The sequence below is a fragment of the Hymenobacter glacialis genome (genome assembly GCF_001816165.1).
Taxonomy (GTDB): Bacteria; Bacteroidota; Bacteroidia; order Cytophagales; family Hymenobacteraceae; genus Hymenobacter; species Hymenobacter glacialis.
This window is the reverse complement of record NZ_MDZC01000052.1, coordinates 34,608-50,306: the sequence shown is the minus strand read 5'-3', so window position 1 is coordinate 50,306 and position 15,699 is coordinate 34,608. Positions and strand designations below refer to the sequence as shown.

The following is a 15,699-nucleotide window of genomic DNA, read 5'->3' as shown; positions in this document are numbered from 1 at the left end:
CGCAACCTGACCCGCGAGGAGCGCTACGCCCAGCGCGACCTGCAGCGCCAGCAGCGTGCCCTCAACCCCGACGGCACGCCCCGCCCCGACCAGCCCCAGCGCGAGCCGCGCGAACCCCAGCAACAGCGCGAGCCCCAGCGCCCCGCCCGCCAGGACCTGGACCTGGTGGTGCCCGGCGGCGGCACGTTTGAGCTGATGCCCGACGGCGGCTACGGCTTCCTGCGCTCGCCCTACTACAACTACCTCGCCTCGCCCGACGACATTTATGTGTCTCCGCAGCAGGTGAAGCAGTACGCCATGAAGCCCGGCGACACGGTGATTTGCACCATTCGCCCGCCGCGCGAAGGCGAGAAGTACTTTGCCCTGGTGGGCGTGGACAGCATGAACGGCCGCACGGTGGAGGAAGTCCGCGACCGGGTGCCGTTCAGCCACCTCACCCCGCTGTTTGCCGACCAGCGCATGAAGCTGAGCACCAAGTCCAGCCAAATCAGCACCCGCGTGCTCGACTTGTTTGCGCCCATCGGCAAGGGCCAGCGCGGCCTGATTGTGGCCCAGCCCAAAACCGGCAAGACCGTACTGCTGCAGGAAGTGGCCAACGCCATTTCCGAAAACCACCCCGAAGTGTACCTGATGATTCTGCTCATCGACGAACGCCCCGAGGAAGTAACCGACATGGCTCGCACCGTGAAGGCCGAAGTGCTGAGCTCGACCTTCGACGAAACGGCCGACCGCCACGTGAAAATTGCCGAAATGGCCCTCGACAAGGCGCGCCGCCTCGTGGAGTGCGGCCACGACGTGGTGATTCTGCTCGACTCCATCACCCGCCTGGCGCGGGCCTATAACACGGTGCAGCCCAGCTCCTCGCGCATCCTCTCGGGTGGTATCGACGCGGGCGCGCTGCAAAAGCCCAAGCGCTTCTTCGGCGCGGCCCGCAACGTGGAAGGCGGCGGTTCGCTCACCATCATCGCCACCGCCCTCATCGAAACCGGCTCCAAAATGGACGAGGTTATCTTCGAGGAATTCAAAGGCACCGGCAACATGGAACTGCAACTGGACCGCAAACTGGCCAACAAGCGCGTGTTCCCGGCCATCGACATTCCGGCTTCCGGCACTCGCCGCGAAGACCTGCTCATGAGCAAAGATGAGCTGAGCCGCGTGTGGGTACTCCGCAAGTTCATGTCGGACATGACCGCCACCGAGGCCATGGAATTCCTAAAGGACCGCATCAAAGGCACCAAGGACAACGAGGAATTCCTCATCTCCATGAACGGCTAATTTCGGTCTGTTTTATAACCGAAAAGCCTGTTGCAGTAATGCAGCAGGCTTTTTTGTGCTTAGGGTAGAGACGCATATTTGCGTCTCTACCCCGTTTGCCAGCTTGGAAACTCACTAAATTTGAGCCTTCATCATAATACTCCATGGCTCCTGCTGTACCCGTTTCCCTGCCCGAACTACTCTACATTCACGACCCGCTGTGCGGCTGGTGCTACGGCATGAGCCCCGTTATCAGCCGCGTGCAAGCCGATTTTGCCGGTCGGCTCGACGTATCGGTGCTGTGTGGCGGGATGGTGACCGGCGCGCAGGCCGCGCCCATCACGGAAACATGGCGCGACCTCAAAAAAGAGCTGGCTGATGTGGAAAAGGCTACGGGCGTAGCCGTAGGACCCGAATTTATTGCTCTGGCTGAGGAAGGTACTTACACCTACGACTCGGAGCCCCCGAGCCGGGCCATTGTCGCTTTCCGCCAGATTACGCAGGACCCGGCCCGCGCCGTGGCTTTTGCGCACGCCGTGCAGCTGGCCCTGTTCCACGACGGCATGGATTTGAACAATCCCACTGTCTACAACGCACTGCTCGCACCATTCGGGGTTGATGCAACGGAATTTCACCGTCGGTTTGCGGCCCCCGAAACGGCCCGGGCAATGAAGCAGGAATTTGCCGCCGTGGCCCGCATCGGGGTGCAGGGCTTCCCGACCAGCGTGGTGCGGCTGGGGGAGCAGGGCTACGTGCTGGCCCGCGGCTACCAGCCCTACGAGCTGGTGCGGCAAGGCCTGGAGCAACTGCTGCGGGAGCAAGACGCGTGATAAATCGGCGCTTTATCGCACCCGAATAACTTCTTTTATCAGTGGCGACCACGCAATCTGCTGCTGGTCCTCCTTGCCTTTTAAGTAGTCGAACCGAATGGCGTCGGGCCGCTGCTTCAAGTCGTTCCAGGCCGTGGGGTCCAGGTTCTCAAGGCCCGTTGGCAAAGCGGATTCAGCAGCGATGGCGGGGGAGTGAAATTGCGAAGGCCGAAAGAACTGGTCGATGCGCCGCCGCACGTATGCCTCGCGCTGGGCCTGGGTGGCGGTGGGCGTTGTCATCTCGTACACCAGCGCGGCTTCGAGGTCGGGCTCGGTGAGCATTTCCCGAAATATGACTTGGCCCTCAGCGTTGGCAATGGTGAATTCGCCGGTGCCTTCGAGCATCGACGGGCCCCGGAATCCCCCGCTGGTTGGCCGGCCGCTGCTAATGTATCACCTTCCTGCACGGCCGAAGGGGTGGAATTACAAGCCGCCAGCAGCGGCAACAGGGCAAGCCAGGAGTAACGCATGAGTTCAGCTTATTAAGAAGCGAGAAAATGCCTGATTATACGCGAACGGGATGTGTTGGAGGTGTTTTTTCGGAGTTAAGGTGCCGCTAGCGCCAGAGCAGCATGGCAATAAAAGCCGCGCTAAGGCACAGCGACGACACCTGGTTCATGCGCATGGTGTGCTCGAAATTGGCAGCTTTCTCATCGTGCCATACTAGCCAAGCCCAGCGGCCAAACAGTACCACCACCGGCCCGGTAGCCACCAGAAAAATAAGGAGTGGCCTGATTTCCTCACGTATGCTATACGCCAGCCCGAGCGTGGCTGCGCCCGCCAGCAGCCCCGCCGCCGCAAACACAAACGTGCCCCGAATGCCCAGCCGCAAGCTCAGGGTACGGTCGCCGCGCCGGGCGTCTTCCTCGTGCTGGTACACCTGCGTGAGCGGGTAGGAGCCGCACAAAAACAGCGTGCTCACCAGTGCCAGCAGCAAATTGGTTTTTTCCAAAAGCTGGTTTTCTGTGGCTCCCGCGCCTATTTGTGTCATCAAAAAAGTGAAGGCCCCCTGGAACACCACCACCACCAGCGTGCTCAGCAGCGGGTACTTTTTCAGCCGGATTCCCTCGTAGCTGTAGGCTTTCGAAACCAGCAGATACACCACCACCAGCCCCGCAAAAGGCAGCGAAATGAGCGCCGCCCCGGCCACGGCCAGCGCATCGAAAGCCCATACCAGGTGCAGCAGTTCCGGCGTCACTTTGGGCGGGGCCTTGAGGCCGCCAATGCTGCCCTCATCCTTGTCGTAATAGGAATTGTAGCCGTTGGAAGCGGGGTAGGCCAGCAGGTGCAGCACCACAAATACTCCAGCGGCCCGCCACCCGCTCCAGGGCCCGCGCAGGGCACTCAGCCCAAACCAGAACACGGGCATGAGGTAAATGGAAAAGGGAATGCGCAGCAGCGGCAGCGCTTTTTTATAAGCGGTTAGCAATTAGCAGTGGGCAGTTAGCAATTGAAGATGGGCAAAGGTGCCAAAAAACGCAGAATTTTGACCAGCAACGCGCCCCGATAATGGTTCGCTGTTTACTGCTACGGCTTCGGCCAGCCGATGAGGTAGGTGACTTGTGGGCCCCACCAGTGGCGCTTTTTGCCCGCCTGCCATGCAAACAGCCCCGCCGGGTCGGCCGAATGGGCGAGGTGCAGCAGCTCACCCGTGGAATACATGCGCAGCAGCGACACCGAACCATCCCAGATGGTGCAGAGCGGGATGATGGGAACCAGGTAGGTAAAGACCAGCCGGCTAAGCCGGAAGGGCCGAAAAAACGGCGTGAGCAGCAGTTGGGCCACGGGCAGCACCGTGACGGCCAGCAATAGCTCCAGCCAGTGCTTGCCAGCGCCTTCAAACACGCCAATGCCTGTGCCGGCGCGCACGGCGTCGCGCAGCATGGCGGTGGCCGCCTCGGGGGGGAAGTGGTGAAAGGCCGAAAAAATGGTCCGGAACCCCAGTAGATGGGCTGGTACGGCCAGCGCGTTCACGGCTTCGGCTTCGTGCTCGATGCGGCCTTGCGTGCGCTCGGCAATATCGGCCCAGGCGGCGGGCTGGGGGTACAAGTCGGTGAGGGTGATGCGCACGTCGCGCACGCCCTGCGCTTCCAGGGCGCGCCACACGGTTTCGGTGCCGCCCCCGGCGCCGGCGCCCAGCTCCAGCACGGTGGTTTGGCTGGTGCGGCGCAGGCCCTCGGCCAGCAGCGGCGCAATGGGCCGGTAGGTGCCCAGAGCCGAAATCATGAACCGCAGGTAGTCCATCATACCCGCCCGAATTACCGCCGGAAACCACGGCAAATCCTCGAATTCAAACAAGCGCAGGCGAAGCTTCACGCTGCAAAGTAGCGCACGAGACTACTTCGGGCCTTCGTGCAAAGCCAATGCCGCTGCCAACCGGCGCGAGGCCAGGCCAGTGGCCAACAGCCAAGGCAAGGTGAGGACCACAGAAACTGAAAATTGGGTTTTGACCATTTCAGCGCTGAATTGGTTGTAGGCCACTAGCCATGGAGTTAATGCCAGCAGCGCAATCGATAACTCAAAAAGCAGCATAGATTGCCAAACCAGTGCGGTACGGGTACGAGCCACTCGGGCCATATAGGTCAGTAAGGGATGTAGAACTAATCCACTGACTGATGGATAAAGCAAGCAAAACACCAGAAATAAGAGCGTTATCTCCAATCTTTCATAGAAGGATGCGAACAAATTTTTGTTAATAGAATAGGCAGGAAAGAGGGGCGAAAAGGAAAATAGGGGGAGCATCGTGCAGGCCCAAATACCTGTTCCTGCCCGCAAATACCAGCGGTAGTGCTGCCAAAGCAATTGCGAGAGTTGCTGCGAATTGGGGCGGTTGGCTGGCGTGAGCAAAGCAGTTGAAATAAAGGTTGCGTAAATCTTAAACTTAATTAACTTTGCATCACAAAGTACTTCTATGATTATGAAGCCCGCCCACGCCGACCCGCTCGCCCAACTCACCGAGATTCGCGCCATTATGGAGCGGAGCTCGCGCTTTCTGTCGTTGTCCGGCCTGAGCGGGGTAGGGGCGGGCGTGGTGGCCTTGGCTGGGGCCGCGGTGGGGCATTTCTATTTGAAAAGCCATTATTCCGACGGCTACCTGCAGCTGATGCAGGGCTCGGCGCGGGAGCGGCAGGCGGCACTGCCGTTTCTATTGCTGCTCACCGGCGTGATGATAGGCGTGGCACTGGTGGCAGCTTTTTACTTTACCCAGCGCCGTACCCGGCACGACGGCCAGCAGCTGTGGGGCGGCCCGGCGCGGCGTTTGGCGCTGGCCCTGGCCGTGCCGCTGGTTACGGGCGGGCTGTTTTGCCTGCGCCTGTTTTTGGGCGGCGATGCGGCCATGGTGGTGCCCGGCCTGCTGGTGTTCTACGGGCTGGCGCTGCTCAATGCCAGCAAGTACACGCTGGAGGAAATCCGCTGGCTGGGCCTCACCCAGATTGGGCTGGGCTTGCTGTGCATGCTGCTGCCGGGCTGGGGCCTGCTGTTTTTCGCTTTGGGCTTTGGCCTGGGCCACATCGGCTACGGGCTGGTGATGTACAACCGCTACGAGCGGCCGGGCACAACCGGCGCGGCACCTAACTCTGCAGTAGCCCGGTGAAGCACCTCATTCACACCCTTAACAAGGCCTTCGACCACCGTGTGCGCCTGGGCGTCATGGCCGTGCTCATGGCCAACGATGCCGTCAGCTTCAACGACTTGAAAGAAGTGCTTGACCTCACCGATGGCAACCTCGCCAGCCACGTGGCCGCCCTCGAAAAGGCCGAATACGTGCTGGTGAGCAAGCAGTTCATTGGCAAGAAGCCGAACACAACCTACTCGGCCACCAAGGCGGGCAAAACCGCTTTTCAGCAGCATCTGGCCACCCTAGAGAAACTTTTGCGCCCGTAAAAACTGAGTGACAAATGCAAGAATCTTTTTTTTGTATTTAACTTTGAATTACAAAGTTCTTTTAAAAAAACGAATTTTATGACTGATTACACACAACCTTCCGCGTCGTGGCCGGCTGGGCCGGTTCCTCGGCCGGTGTCATCGGCCGCACAAGCCGCTTGGCGTCCCGCTGCCGCGCCGCTTTCCCGGGCCCAGAAGCTGCTCCTGCCGCTGGGTGCGCTGCTCTTCGACTGGCTGTTTTGCCTGCAGGGAGCTGGGCCGAACGTGTTTGTGTTCGCTGTTTTTGTGGTGGCGGCGCAGCTGGTGCTATTGCCCAAAGTAGCAGCGGTGCGGCGCTCTGGCTATTTCTGGCTGATGGTGGGCGGCAGCTTGTTCAGCGGTGGCATGATGGCCGTGTACGGCTCGGGCGTGGCGGCGCTGGCGTGTGGAGCCTCGGTGCTCATGCTGCTGGGCTACGTCAACCAGCCGCACCTGCGGCTGGGGGTATATGCCTTGCTCACGGCTGTGGGCAGCGGGGTGCAGGGAGGGCCGCGGGTGCTGCTGGGGCTGAGTGCGCCGCGCTATGCTGGTGAGGGCGTGCGTCGCGGCTGGTTCTACGGCCGGCTGCTGCTGGTGCCGCTGCTGGGGCTGGGAGGCTTTCATCTGCTGTTTATGGTCGCCAACCCCCGGTACTTGGCCTACTTTGCCCGGGTGATGGACGCGCTGGGCGAGTTCCTGCTGTGGCTGCTGCCGGAAATGACGCTGGTGCACGTGGTGTTCCTCACGCTGGGTTTTCTGGTCACGGCGGGGGCGGTGGTGCTGGTGCCGGTGTATTTATATGCCGACCACGAATCCCGTTTCGGGGAATTTATCCGACGGCAGCGCGACCGGGTGGCGTCGTTTGCCGTGCGCCGGCCCAATTTCCAGCCCAACACCCGCCGCGCCCTCGACCTGCGCAAGGAATGGGTGGCGGCAGTGGTCCTCTTTGCCCTCGTGAATGCCCTGCTGTTGGTGGTAAATGCCATCGACGTCAACTGGCTGTGGTTTGGGTTTGTGCCCAAGCCGGGGTTCGACCTTACCCAGTTTGTGCACGAGGGTACTTACGTGCTCATTTTCAGTATTCTGCTGGCCATGGGCATTGTGCTGTGGTTTTTCCGGCGCAACCTCAATTTCTACGTGCCCGGCCTGCCGTGGCTGCGCTGGGGCGCTACGGTGTGGGTGGTGCAAAATGCGGTGCTGGCCGTGTCGGTGGGGCTGCGTAATTATTACTACATCCAGCACAGTGGCTTGGCTTACAAGCGCATAGGAGTGTGCTTTTTTCTGCTGCTGGTATTTTTCGGGCTGGGCACGGTGCTACTCAAAATCTGGCAGCGCCGCTCGGCCTACAGCCTCGTTCGGCTAAATTTTCTGGCGGTATACGCGGCGGTGCTCCTGCTGGCCGCCGGCAACTGGGAGGTCTGGATTGCCCGCTACAACCTGCAGGCCCGGTTCCGCAGCATCGACATTGGCTTTCTGCTCGACATGCCCGGCCGGGTGCTGCCCACGCTGGTAGCCCGGCGCGCGCTCATCAGCACGGCCCCCCACCTCACGGCCGAAGCCGAACACGGTGGCACCGAAAGCATCTCGGCACCCGAAGCCCAGCGCCGGCTCGACGTTGCCATGGCCGCCTGGCGAAGCCGCTACCAGGCCCGCTCTAACTGGCAGGGACGCACTTACACCGACTGGCGCACTGCTCAGGCCTTGCGGGCGCAATAGTGCTGACACCTTATTTCAACCGCAAAACTTCAGCCGCCATGACCGGACTTTCCCAACTTCTGCTCACATTTCTGGGGCTGCTTTTCTGTGCCGGCGACGTGGCCATCCTGGGTGTGCTGCTTACGTGGCAGGAACGTGCGCCCTCCCCCGATGCCCGCCCTCCCCCGATGCCCGCCGTCACCGGCTGCTGCGCACGGTGTTGCCTCTGGCGGTGGTGCTGGTGGCGCTGTTGCTTCTGGCCTTCGTGCAAATCATGCTGCTGTGGTCAGAGCAATAGCCCATTCGGGGCATTTTCTTTCACTTGCTTTGAAAGTAAACGGGTTAACTGGTGCTTGTTGTTTGTTGCCAGCCAAAGGGTTGTGAGCATGCAAACAACGAGAGATTGATGACTTATCAACTCATGCGTAATACGCCAATAAGCCAGCCACTTGGGTGGCCGCAGGTGCCGCTGCGGTTGTGGCTTACGGCGGGCCTTGGGGCATTGCCTGCGGCAAATACGTTGCTCCCGGCAGGAATATGGCGCAATACGCCGAGTGAGTCATCATTGCCAGCTGGGTTTTCGTGTCCGTCTTATACTCGTTACCACAATGATGGCTGTGGGCGTCGCTGACGTAAGGCTGTAAGTCACCACGTCAAAATGCCGCAATCAAGGCACTGAGTGAGTAGGGTTAAATAATGTCTGCGGTAATACAAGTAATTGTATTACAGGCTGTAATCGTGTAAAAAATGTGACGCATCGCAGGTAGAAATAATTGCTTATTCAGGATTATTGTTTAGCTTGGCGGCCCTTTCTGCCTGTCCTGTTCAAAGAGGGCCGTTGCGGTTTACTTTTTGCCTGCTTGCCATGCCCCGAACCCTGCTCTTACTGGTCCTGTTCATCGCCCTGGTCGTAGAATTGGCGCTGACGGGAGGGGCCTTTTTCGCGCCGGCTTTCACCCTCACGCAGTTTGGGGCGAAATACGGGCCGGAAACCAAGTTCCTTACCTACATCATCGGGTGGCTGCTGTTGTTTGTGTCGCTGGCGGCCCTGGTGGCGTTTGGGCAGGTATGGCAACGGCGACCCAGCTACGCCACGTGGTGCTACGTGCTGGGCCTGTGGTGGATAGGTATTGGCATCGGCATTTACTACACCTTCGGTAAACCCGACAACTTGTTGCTGGATTCCGTAAAAGGACTGCTCATTGTGGTGCTGACCTGGTACTGCCAGCGCACCCGCATGATGATACGGCGCTACTAGCCGCAAATCAGTATCTTGGCGGCTAATTGGCTTACTCCTAACAGCATCTGCCTTATGCCCACTTCTCACGTGCACCCGCTGCCAGCTGTTCCCAAGCTCTCGCGCATTGGCCGGGCATTGGCCGGCGCGCAGGTGCTAAAAGAGACGCTGAGCATCATATTTCTGGGCCTTCCGCTGGTGAAAGCAGCGCCGCTGGTGCTGCTGTCGGCGCTGCCAGGGGTGGTGCTCTACCTGCTGCACTGGCATTTGGCCCTGGGCCGGGCCGGGCGGGTATTTGCTACGGCCGTATGGGTGTTTACCCTGCTCGATGAACTGTGGGGGCTGCTGTTGTTTCAGGAGCTGGACTCGCCCACGCGCAATCAGGTTCGGTTGCTGCACTGGAGCTATTTCCTGGGCCTGGCCATTATCCTGCTGGCCCTGGGCGAATTGGTGTGGCGCTGGCAGCGCCGCCGGGCCAAGGCCCAGCGCAACGTGCACCACCAGGCCCTGCTGGCCGCCCGGCAGCGCAGATAAAGTTGTCTCCGGGCCCCGGCAATTTTGCCAGCGCCGGAAAACTACTGACCTTGCGGGGCAGGCGGCTGGTATATTTGCCGTTCCTCGCGGCGGGGCCGCACCCGGTTGGGTGGCTGTCCCGTCTTCCACCAGTTGCCCCGCATGGCCAACCTCAAACCAACTGCTGCCTCCGCTTCTACCGGCCCCAAACCCACTGCTACGCGCCGTCGTTGGCTGTTGCGGGTCACTAGCTGGGCCTGGGTCCTGTTTGGGTTGGTGGTGATACTGTTCCTGGTGTACCCCGTTTTGGTGAGTACCAATTTTATGTTTCTCTTTGGCAAGTCGCCCAGCCTGGCCGACCTGGAAAACCCTAAAGTGGAGCGCGCCTCAGAGTTGTACACGTCCGATGGCGTGCTGATTGGCAAGTACTTCCGCGAAAATCGCTCGCCGGTGCCGCTGAGTAAAATGTCTCCTCTGCTCATCAAAGCCCTCGTTGCCACGGAAGACGTGCGCTACTACGAGCACTCCGGCATCGACCTCACGGCCGTGCTGGGCGGCTTCTATGCTTCTCTGCGGGGGGAGAAGCGCGGGGGCTCCACCATCACCAGCAGCTGGCCAAAAACCTTTATAAAATTCGGCGGCAGCAAAGCCGCGGGGCCCTGGGCTACATCCCGGTGGTGAGCACCATTGTGGCCAAAACCAAGGAATGGCTCACGGCCGTGGACCTGGAGCAGCGCTACACCAAAGAGGAAATTCTGCGGATGTACCTCAACACCGTGGAGTACGGCTCCAGCGCCTTCGGCATCAAAGTAGCCGCCAAAACCTTCTTCAACACCTCGCCCGACAGCCTCAAGCCCGAAGAAGCCGCCATGCTGGTGGGCGTGCTCAACAACCCCACCGCCTACAATCCGCGCTTCCATCCGGTGGCGGCCCTGCGGCGGCGCAACGTGGTGCTCGACCGCATGGGGCAGTCCCAGGTATTGCCAGCCGCCGAAATCGCCGCGCTCAAAACCACGCCTATCGTGCTCGATTACCACGTGGAAAAGCACATCGACGGGCCCGATACCTACTTCCGCAGCGCCATCAGTCAGTTTGTGGATGCCTGGTGCGACAGCACCGGCCACGACATGTACCGCGACGGCTTAAAAATCTACACCACCATCGACTCCCGCATGCAGGCCCATGCCGAAGATGCTTTGCACGAGCGAATGAAGGCCCTGCAGCGCCAGTTCGACAACTTCTGGCGCAACAAGGGCCGGGACCCGTGGGTGGACGACGAAGGCAATGAAATACCCAACTTCATTGCCACCCAAATGAAGCGCACGCAGAGCTACAAAACCCTCGCCAACCGCTACAAAAACCAGCCCGCTCGCCTGGATTCGGCCCTGAATGCCAAGCGCCCGATGAAGGTGTTTACCTGGAAAAAGGACGACGGCGATACCACCCTGGTCATGTCGCCGCTCGATTCGCTGGCGTACTATAAGCACTTCCTGCGTGCCGGCATGATGACCATGGACCCCTACACGGGGCACATCAAAGCCTGGGTGGGCGGCCTCGACTACCGTTTTTTTCAGTACGACCACGTGAAGCAGGGCCGGCGCCAGGCCGGCTCCACTTTCAAGCCCTTTGTGTACCTCACGGCCCTCGACAACGGCTATTCGCCCTGCGACCGCATTCGCGACGAGCGGGTGACCATCAACTACGTGGAAAACGGCCAGCCCATGGAGTGGAAGCCCGACAACGTGACCCGCGAATACACGGGCATCAACATGACGCTGCGCTATGCCATGGCCCGCTCCGTGAACTCGGTGACCGCGCAGCTCACCGAGAAAGTAGGGTGGGAGAACGTGGCCAAATACGCACACAAAATGGGCATCACCAGCCCCCTGCTGGCGGTGCCCAGCATCGGCCTGGGTTCGGGCGGCGACGTGAGCGTGTTTGAAATGGTGAATGCCTACAGCACGTTCATGAACAACGGCTTCCGCAGCGAACCGCGGCTGGTTACGCGCATCGAAGACCGCAACGGCAACGTCATCAAGCAGTTTGACCCGGTGCAGAAACGCGCCATCTCCGCCGAAACGGCCTGGCTGATGACCTACATGCTGCGCGGCGGCATGGAGGAGCCCGGCGGCACCTCCCAGGCCCTGTGGGACTACGAACTCTTTCGCAACAACAACCAGATAGGTGGCAAAACCGGCACCACTTCCAACTACTCCGACGGCTGGTACATGGGCATGACCAAAGACCTGGTGACCGGCGTGTGGGTGGGTGGCGAAGACCGCAGCACGCACTTCACGGGCTCGCAGCAGGGCGAGGGAGGCCGTACGGCCCTGCCCATCTTCGGCAAGTTCATGGAGAAGATATACCGCGACAAAGAGCTGGACTACACCCAGGGCCCTTTCCCACAGCCCTCCGTCAAAATCAGCAAGAAATACAATTGCGTGTCGCCCGCTGAGCCGCGCCGCCGCGCCGAACCCGTGGACACCATCGCCGCCGACAACCTGCTGGAGCGGATGAACGCCGGCACCGGCGGGGTGCCCGACAGCCTACCGCGCCGCTAAAACCGCAGGGAGGCACCGCCCAAAGGCATTTTGGCGTGTTACTGCCTTGTTAAAAATGTGTCTAAGTATCCTAACAGCATGACGTTCTTGGGCTACTGACTCACTTCTGATAGGGCGTATTAAATAACAACCCGAACTGCGTTACTCGTCGGCGTACAGCGACTCCAGCGCCTCTCGCAACTCCGGGTACTCAAATGAGAAGCCGTGGTCTAGGACTTTCTTGGCGCTCACCCGCTGCGAGGCCAGCACAATGTCGCTCATCTCGCCCAGGGCGAGCTTGAGACCGAAGGCCGGTACCTTGGGCAGCACCAGGCGACGGTGCAGCACCTGGGCCAGCGTTTCAGTGAATTGCAGGTTGGTGACCGGCGCCGGGGCCACGGCGTTGTAGGTGCCGCGCCAGGTGGAGTCGTCTATCATGGCCATGAACAGGCGGCAGAGGTCGTCGAGGTGAATCCAGGACATGTACTGCTTGCCGCTGCCCAGCGCCGCGCCGGCACCCAGCTTCATGGGCCGCGCCATCTGGGGCAGGGCACCGCCTTCGGTGCTCAGCACAATGCCGATGCGCGGCACCACCGTGCGGATGCCCAGCGCCGCCACCGGCTCGGCAGCCAGCTCCCACTGGTGGGCCACATCGGCCAGAAAGTCGTGAGTAGGCAGGCCGGGCGGGGTTTCCTCGGTGAGCACAATGCTGGCGGTGTCGCCGTACACGCCAATGGCCGAGGCCGAGATAAAGGCCCTTACGTGGTGGTTGGACTTGGCCAGCTCGCGGTGTAGCAGGGCCAGGCCGCCGAGGCGGCTGGTCATGATGTCGCGCTTGCGCTCATCGGTCCACTTGCCGTCCGACACGCTGGCACCGGCCAGATTCACGATGTAGTCCGCGTAAGGCACGGCCGCCTCGTCGATGGTGCCCGCGCGCGGGTCCCAGCGGAAGGTGCGGTAATGGCTGCTTTTGGCGGGTTCGCGGCTTAGCAGTGCCACTTCGTAGCCGCTGTCAATCAGTATTTCAGACAGGCGGGAGCCGATGAGACCGGTACCGCCGGTGATGAGGACTTTGCGGGGAGAATTTTCGGTCATGGCGCTAATAACAGGCAAAGGTAGAACGGCGCGCCGGTGGTTTCGGCACACGCGTCGAAACTGCCGGGCTTCCGTTCCGGAGCGTGAACGTACAACGAGCCTGCTTACTTTCCAATCTGCCGCAGAAACTCCCCGCGCAACGCCTCGTCCATCGCAAAGCGCCCGCTGTATTCGCTGGTCAGCGTGGAGCTGCTGGTATCGTTCACCCCGCGGCTCATCACGCACAAGTGGTCGGCTTCGATGAGCACGGCCACGTCGTCGGTGCCCAGGCTCTGCTTCAGCTCTTCGGCAATCTGGCGGGTGAGGCGCTCCTGCACCTGCGGCCGCCGGGCGTAGTACTGTACCACCCGGTTGAGCTTGCTCAGGCCCACCACGTTGGCGCCCGGCAGGTAAGCCACGTGGGCCTTGCCAATAATGGGCACAAAGTGGTGCTCACAACACGAAAACAGGGTGATGTCGCGCTCCACCAGCAGCTGGTGGTAGTTGTAGCGGTTCTCAAACATGCGCACTTCCGGCCGGTTTTTCGGGTCGAGGCCCTTGAACCATTCCTGCACGTACATCTTGGCCACACGGCGCGGCGTGCCGGCCAGGCTGTCGTCGGTCAGGTCAGGCCCAGCTGCCGCATGATGGCCTCAAAATGGCCACTGATAGAACCGGATTTGCTTGCCGCAGAATCGTCAGGTTCCCCCTCTTTTTTGGAGAGGGGGTCTGCCCCGGAGGGGTCCCGTGAGGTTGGCATGTGAGCCCGTTGCGCATCAGCCCTTAGTAGTCGCCCACGGTGCCCACCGTCAGCTGCTCCAGGGCGGTGGCCAGTTGGGCATCGTTGGGTGCTACGCCGTGCCACTTGTGGCCATCCATCATAAAATCGACGCCGTAGCCCATTTTGGTGTCCATCACGAACATGACGGGCTTGCCCTGGCCGGTGGCGGCCTGCGCGGCTTCGAGGGCCGGCAGCAGGGTGGCGTAGTCGTTGCCATCGGCTTCGAGCACGTGCCAGCCAAAGGCTTCAAACTTGGAGCGCAGGTCGCCGAGGCCGGCGATTTCGGCGGTGGAGCCGTCAATTTGCTGGCCGTTGCGGTCGATGATGCCGATGAGGTTGTCGATTTTGTGGTGGGCGGCGTACATAATGGCCTCCCAGTTCTGGCCCTCCTCCAGCTCGCCGTCGCCCATGAGCACGAACACGCGGCGGTCGTCGCCGTTGAGCTTTTTGGCCTGGGCGGCGCCGCAGGCCACGCTCAGGCCCTGGCCCAGCGAGCCCGAAGCCACGCGAATGCCGGGCAGGCCCTCATGCGTGGTGGGGTGGCCCTGCAGGCGCGAGTTGAGCTTGCGGAACGTGGCCAGCTCGCTCACCGGGAAGTAGCCCGAGCGCGCCAGCACCGAGTAAATGGTGGCCGAAATGTGCCCGTTGGAGAGGAAAAACAAGTCCTCGCCCGTGCCGTCCATGTTGAACGGCTGGGGGGTGTGTTTCATCACCTTGAAGTAGAGCGCCACCAGCAAATCGGTGCAGCCCAGCGAGCCGCCGGGGTGGCCGGAATTCACGGCGTGTACCATGCGCACGATGTCGCGCCGCACCTGCGCAGCAATTTCTTTTAAGTCAGCAGTAGCAATTTCAGCGGTCTGGGGCATATCAAGTAAGAAATTTGTTGGTCTGGTAAAGGTAAGACCACGGGCGCAAGTTGGGCAACGGAAGCTCAGGCAACCTGGTGCGCGAACTCGCTCAATCCATCCAAATAACAGGCCTTTTTAGCTGCAAACCAGTACCTTATGTAGCTATACACCAGCAAGCGCCTGAACGTCATGCTGAGCTTGTCGAAGCATCTCTACCGCTTCGTTGAATCAGCATTGATACTACTGCGGTAGAGATGCTTCGACAAGCTCAGCATGACGCTCATGTTAATTCAAGCTGCTTTTCAGCTGCAGCCAAAAGCCCAGTGGCTAGAGCAATTGCGCGGCGTGCTCCTTGGTGTCTACTTTCTTAATCACCTTGTCAATCACCCCGTTTTCGTCAATGAGAAACGTGGTGCGCACGGTGCCCATGTAGGTTTTGCCGTAGTTTTTCTTTTCCTGCCACACGCCGTAGTCCTGCACTATTTTTTTATCGGTATCCACCAGCAGCGGGAAGGGCAGGTCGTACTTGAGGGCGAATTTCTTGTGGGCGGCCTCGCCGTCTATGCTCACGCCGATGACCTTGATGTTGCGGGCGGTGAGCTCCTCCTGGTGGTCGCGCAGGTTGCAGGCCTGGGCGGTGCAGCCGGGCGTATCGTCCTTGGGGTAGAAGTACAGCGCCACGCGCTGCCCGCGCAGGTCGGCCAGGCTAATGGTGTTGCCGTCCTGGTCGAGGGCGGTGAAATCAGGGGCGGGTTGGCCGGGTTCGAGGAGCATATTTTTAAAGGTTATGAGGGTACGAGGGCTGAATATTAGAACGTCATGCTCATCTGGCGTCCGCGCAGCCGAAGCATCTCTCCTGCGCCTCTTGTCATGATTAATCTGGCGTACCGAAGGAAGCATCCTTTCACCGGCGAACAACTCGTTTCTCGGGGACAAGGTCCTTCGCTGGGCTCAGGATGACAAGAGGCGCAGGAGAGATGCTTCG

16 protein-coding genes and 2 pseudogenes are annotated in these 15,699 nt (G+C 60.6%); 10 read left to right on the top strand and 8 right to left on the bottom strand.

Annotated features, from left to right (window positions below):
* Together rho and BEN48_RS07185 are read left to right on the top strand one after the other, a co-directional pair.
* Nucleotides 1-1,275 (top strand): transcription termination factor Rho (gene rho, locus BEN48_RS07190; protein ID WP_094122940.1); only part of this gene is annotated, 1,275 nt, incomplete at its 5' end.
* A gap of 143 nt (nucleotides 1,276-1,418) precedes the next feature.
* Entirely contained in the window at nucleotides 1,419-2,084 is a 666-nt protein-coding gene (locus BEN48_RS07185) for a DsbA family protein (RefSeq protein WP_070733916.1), read from the top strand.
* 12 nt (nucleotides 2,085-2,096) lie between these two features.
* Here BEN48_RS07185 and BEN48_RS07180 read toward each other — a convergent pair whose 3' ends face one another.
* The 4 genes from BEN48_RS07180 to BEN48_RS07165 form a co-directional block, all read right to left on the bottom strand.
* A complete protein-coding gene (locus BEN48_RS07180; protein WP_070733915.1) occupies nucleotides 2,097-2,468 on the bottom strand; it encodes a hypothetical protein in 372 nt (123 codons plus the stop codon).
* A gap of 211 nt (nucleotides 2,469-2,679) precedes the next feature.
* Complete coding sequence (locus BEN48_RS07175; RefSeq protein ID WP_070733914.1) at nucleotides 2,680-3,552, bottom strand: UbiA family prenyltransferase; 873 nt, start codon at nucleotides 3,550-3,552, stop codon at nucleotides 2,680-2,682.
* A 98-nt stretch (nucleotides 3,553-3,650) separates the two neighbouring features.
* Complete coding sequence (locus tag BEN48_RS07170) at nucleotides 3,651-4,439, bottom strand: hypothetical protein (protein WP_070733913.1); 789 nt, start codon at nucleotides 4,437-4,439, stop codon at nucleotides 3,651-3,653.
* Nucleotides 4,440-4,460: 21 nt separating this feature from the next.
* Nucleotides 4,461-4,970: a hypothetical protein gene (locus tag BEN48_RS07165; RefSeq protein ID WP_070733912.1), complete on the bottom strand. Its 510-nt coding sequence runs from the start codon at nucleotides 4,968-4,970 to the stop codon at nucleotides 4,461-4,463.
* 70 nt (nucleotides 4,971-5,040) lie between these two features.
* Here BEN48_RS07165 and BEN48_RS07160 point away from each other — a divergent pair, with 70 nt between their 5' ends.
* From BEN48_RS07160 to BEN48_RS07135, 8 genes and pseudogenes are all read left to right on the top strand, one after another.
* Nucleotides 5,041-5,718: a hypothetical protein gene (locus tag BEN48_RS07160; RefSeq protein WP_070733923.1), complete on the top strand. Its 678-nt coding sequence runs from the start codon at nucleotides 5,041-5,043 to the stop codon at nucleotides 5,716-5,718.
* A complete protein-coding gene (locus BEN48_RS07155; RefSeq protein ID WP_070733911.1) occupies nucleotides 5,715-6,008 on the top strand; it encodes a winged helix-turn-helix domain-containing protein in 294 nt (97 codons plus the stop codon). Before BEN48_RS07160 ends, BEN48_RS07155 begins: the two co-directional genes overlap by 4 nt.
* Nucleotides 6,009-6,086: 78 nt before the next feature.
* Nucleotides 6,087-7,742, top strand: a complete 1,656-nt coding sequence (locus BEN48_RS07150; protein WP_125932518.1) for a DUF4153 domain-containing protein — start codon at nucleotides 6,087-6,089, stop codon at nucleotides 7,740-7,742.
* A gap of 124 nt (nucleotides 7,743-7,866) precedes the next feature.
* A complete protein-coding gene (locus BEN48_RS19065) occupies nucleotides 7,867-8,019 on the top strand; it encodes a hypothetical protein (RefSeq protein WP_158010120.1) in 153 nt (50 codons plus the stop codon).
* Nucleotides 8,020-8,586: 567 nt separating this feature from the next.
* Nucleotides 8,587-8,979 carry a hypothetical protein gene (locus BEN48_RS07145; protein ID WP_070733909.1) on the top strand — a complete coding sequence of 131 codons (393 nt, stop codon included), beginning with the start codon at nucleotides 8,587-8,589 and terminating at the stop codon, nucleotides 8,977-8,979.
* Between the two features lie 54 nt (nucleotides 8,980-9,033).
* Entirely contained in the window at nucleotides 9,034-9,492 is a 459-nt protein-coding gene (locus BEN48_RS07140) for a hypothetical protein (protein ID WP_070733908.1), read from the top strand.
* 141 nt (nucleotides 9,493-9,633) lie between these two features.
* Nucleotides 9,634-10,376 (top strand): annotated as a pseudogene (locus tag BEN48_RS19680) (transglycosylase domain-containing protein); the annotation flags it as partial.
* 57 nt (nucleotides 10,377-10,433) lie between these two features.
* Complete coding sequence (locus BEN48_RS07135; protein WP_394330927.1) at nucleotides 10,434-12,032, top strand: penicillin-binding transpeptidase domain-containing protein; 1,599 nt, start codon at nucleotides 10,434-10,436, stop codon at nucleotides 12,030-12,032.
* A 141-nt stretch (nucleotides 12,033-12,173) separates the two neighbouring features.
* On the opposite strand, the gene BEN48_RS07130 is transcribed toward BEN48_RS07135, so the two are convergent.
* The 4 genes and pseudogenes from BEN48_RS07130 to bcp all read right to left on the bottom strand — a co-directional run bounded on the left by BEN48_RS07130 (nucleotide 12,174) and on the right by bcp (nucleotide 15,488).
* Nucleotides 12,174-13,106 (bottom strand): TIGR01777 family oxidoreductase, encoded by a 933-nt coding sequence (locus tag BEN48_RS07130; RefSeq protein WP_070733907.1) that lies wholly within the window; start codon nucleotides 13,104-13,106, stop codon nucleotides 12,174-12,176.
* Nucleotides 13,107-13,210: 104 nt separating this feature from the next.
* Nucleotides 13,211-13,845, bottom strand: a pseudogene (folE, locus tag BEN48_RS07125) (GTP cyclohydrolase I FolE).
* Nucleotides 13,846-13,868: 23 nt separating this feature from the next.
* A complete protein-coding gene (locus BEN48_RS07120) occupies nucleotides 13,869-14,732 on the bottom strand; it encodes a transketolase (protein WP_070733906.1) in 864 nt (287 codons plus the stop codon).
* A 309-nt stretch (nucleotides 14,733-15,041) separates the two neighbouring features.
* Entirely contained in the window at nucleotides 15,042-15,488 is a 447-nt protein-coding gene (gene bcp, locus BEN48_RS07115) for a thioredoxin-dependent thiol peroxidase (RefSeq protein WP_070733905.1), read from the bottom strand.
* Nucleotides 15,489-15,699 lie beyond the last annotated feature (211 nt).

Coding starts and splice junctions, on each gene's coding strand:
- BEN48_RS07135 (WP_394330927.1), top strand. CDS start 10,434: ATGGGGCAGTCCCAGGTATTGCCAGCCGCCGAAATCGCCGCGCTCAAA.
- BEN48_RS07120 (WP_070733906.1), bottom strand. CDS start 14,732: ATGCCCCAGACCGCTGAAATTGCTACTGCTGACTTAAAAGAAATTGCT.
- BEN48_RS07145 (WP_070733909.1), top strand. CDS start 8,587: ATGCCCCGAACCCTGCTCTTACTGGTCCTGTTCATCGCCCTGGTCGTA.
- bcp (WP_070733905.1), bottom strand. CDS start 15,488: ATGCTCCTCGAACCCGGCCAACCCGCCCCTGATTTCACCGCCCTCGAC.
- BEN48_RS07180 (WP_070733915.1), bottom strand. CDS start 2,468: ATGCTCGAAGGCACCGGCGAATTCACCATTGCCAACGCTGAGGGCCAA.
- BEN48_RS07140 (WP_070733908.1), top strand. CDS start 9,034: ATGCCCACTTCTCACGTGCACCCGCTGCCAGCTGTTCCCAAGCTCTCG.
- BEN48_RS07150 (WP_125932518.1), top strand. CDS start 6,087: ATGACTGATTACACACAACCTTCCGCGTCGTGGCCGGCTGGGCCGGTT.
- BEN48_RS07185 (WP_070733916.1), top strand. CDS start 1,419: ATGGCTCCTGCTGTACCCGTTTCCCTGCCCGAACTACTCTACATTCAC.
- BEN48_RS07160 (WP_070733923.1), top strand. CDS start 5,041: ATGAAGCCCGCCCACGCCGACCCGCTCGCCCAACTCACCGAGATTCGC.
- BEN48_RS07130 (WP_070733907.1), bottom strand. CDS start 13,106: ATGACCGAAAATTCTCCCCGCAAAGTCCTCATCACCGGCGGTACCGGT.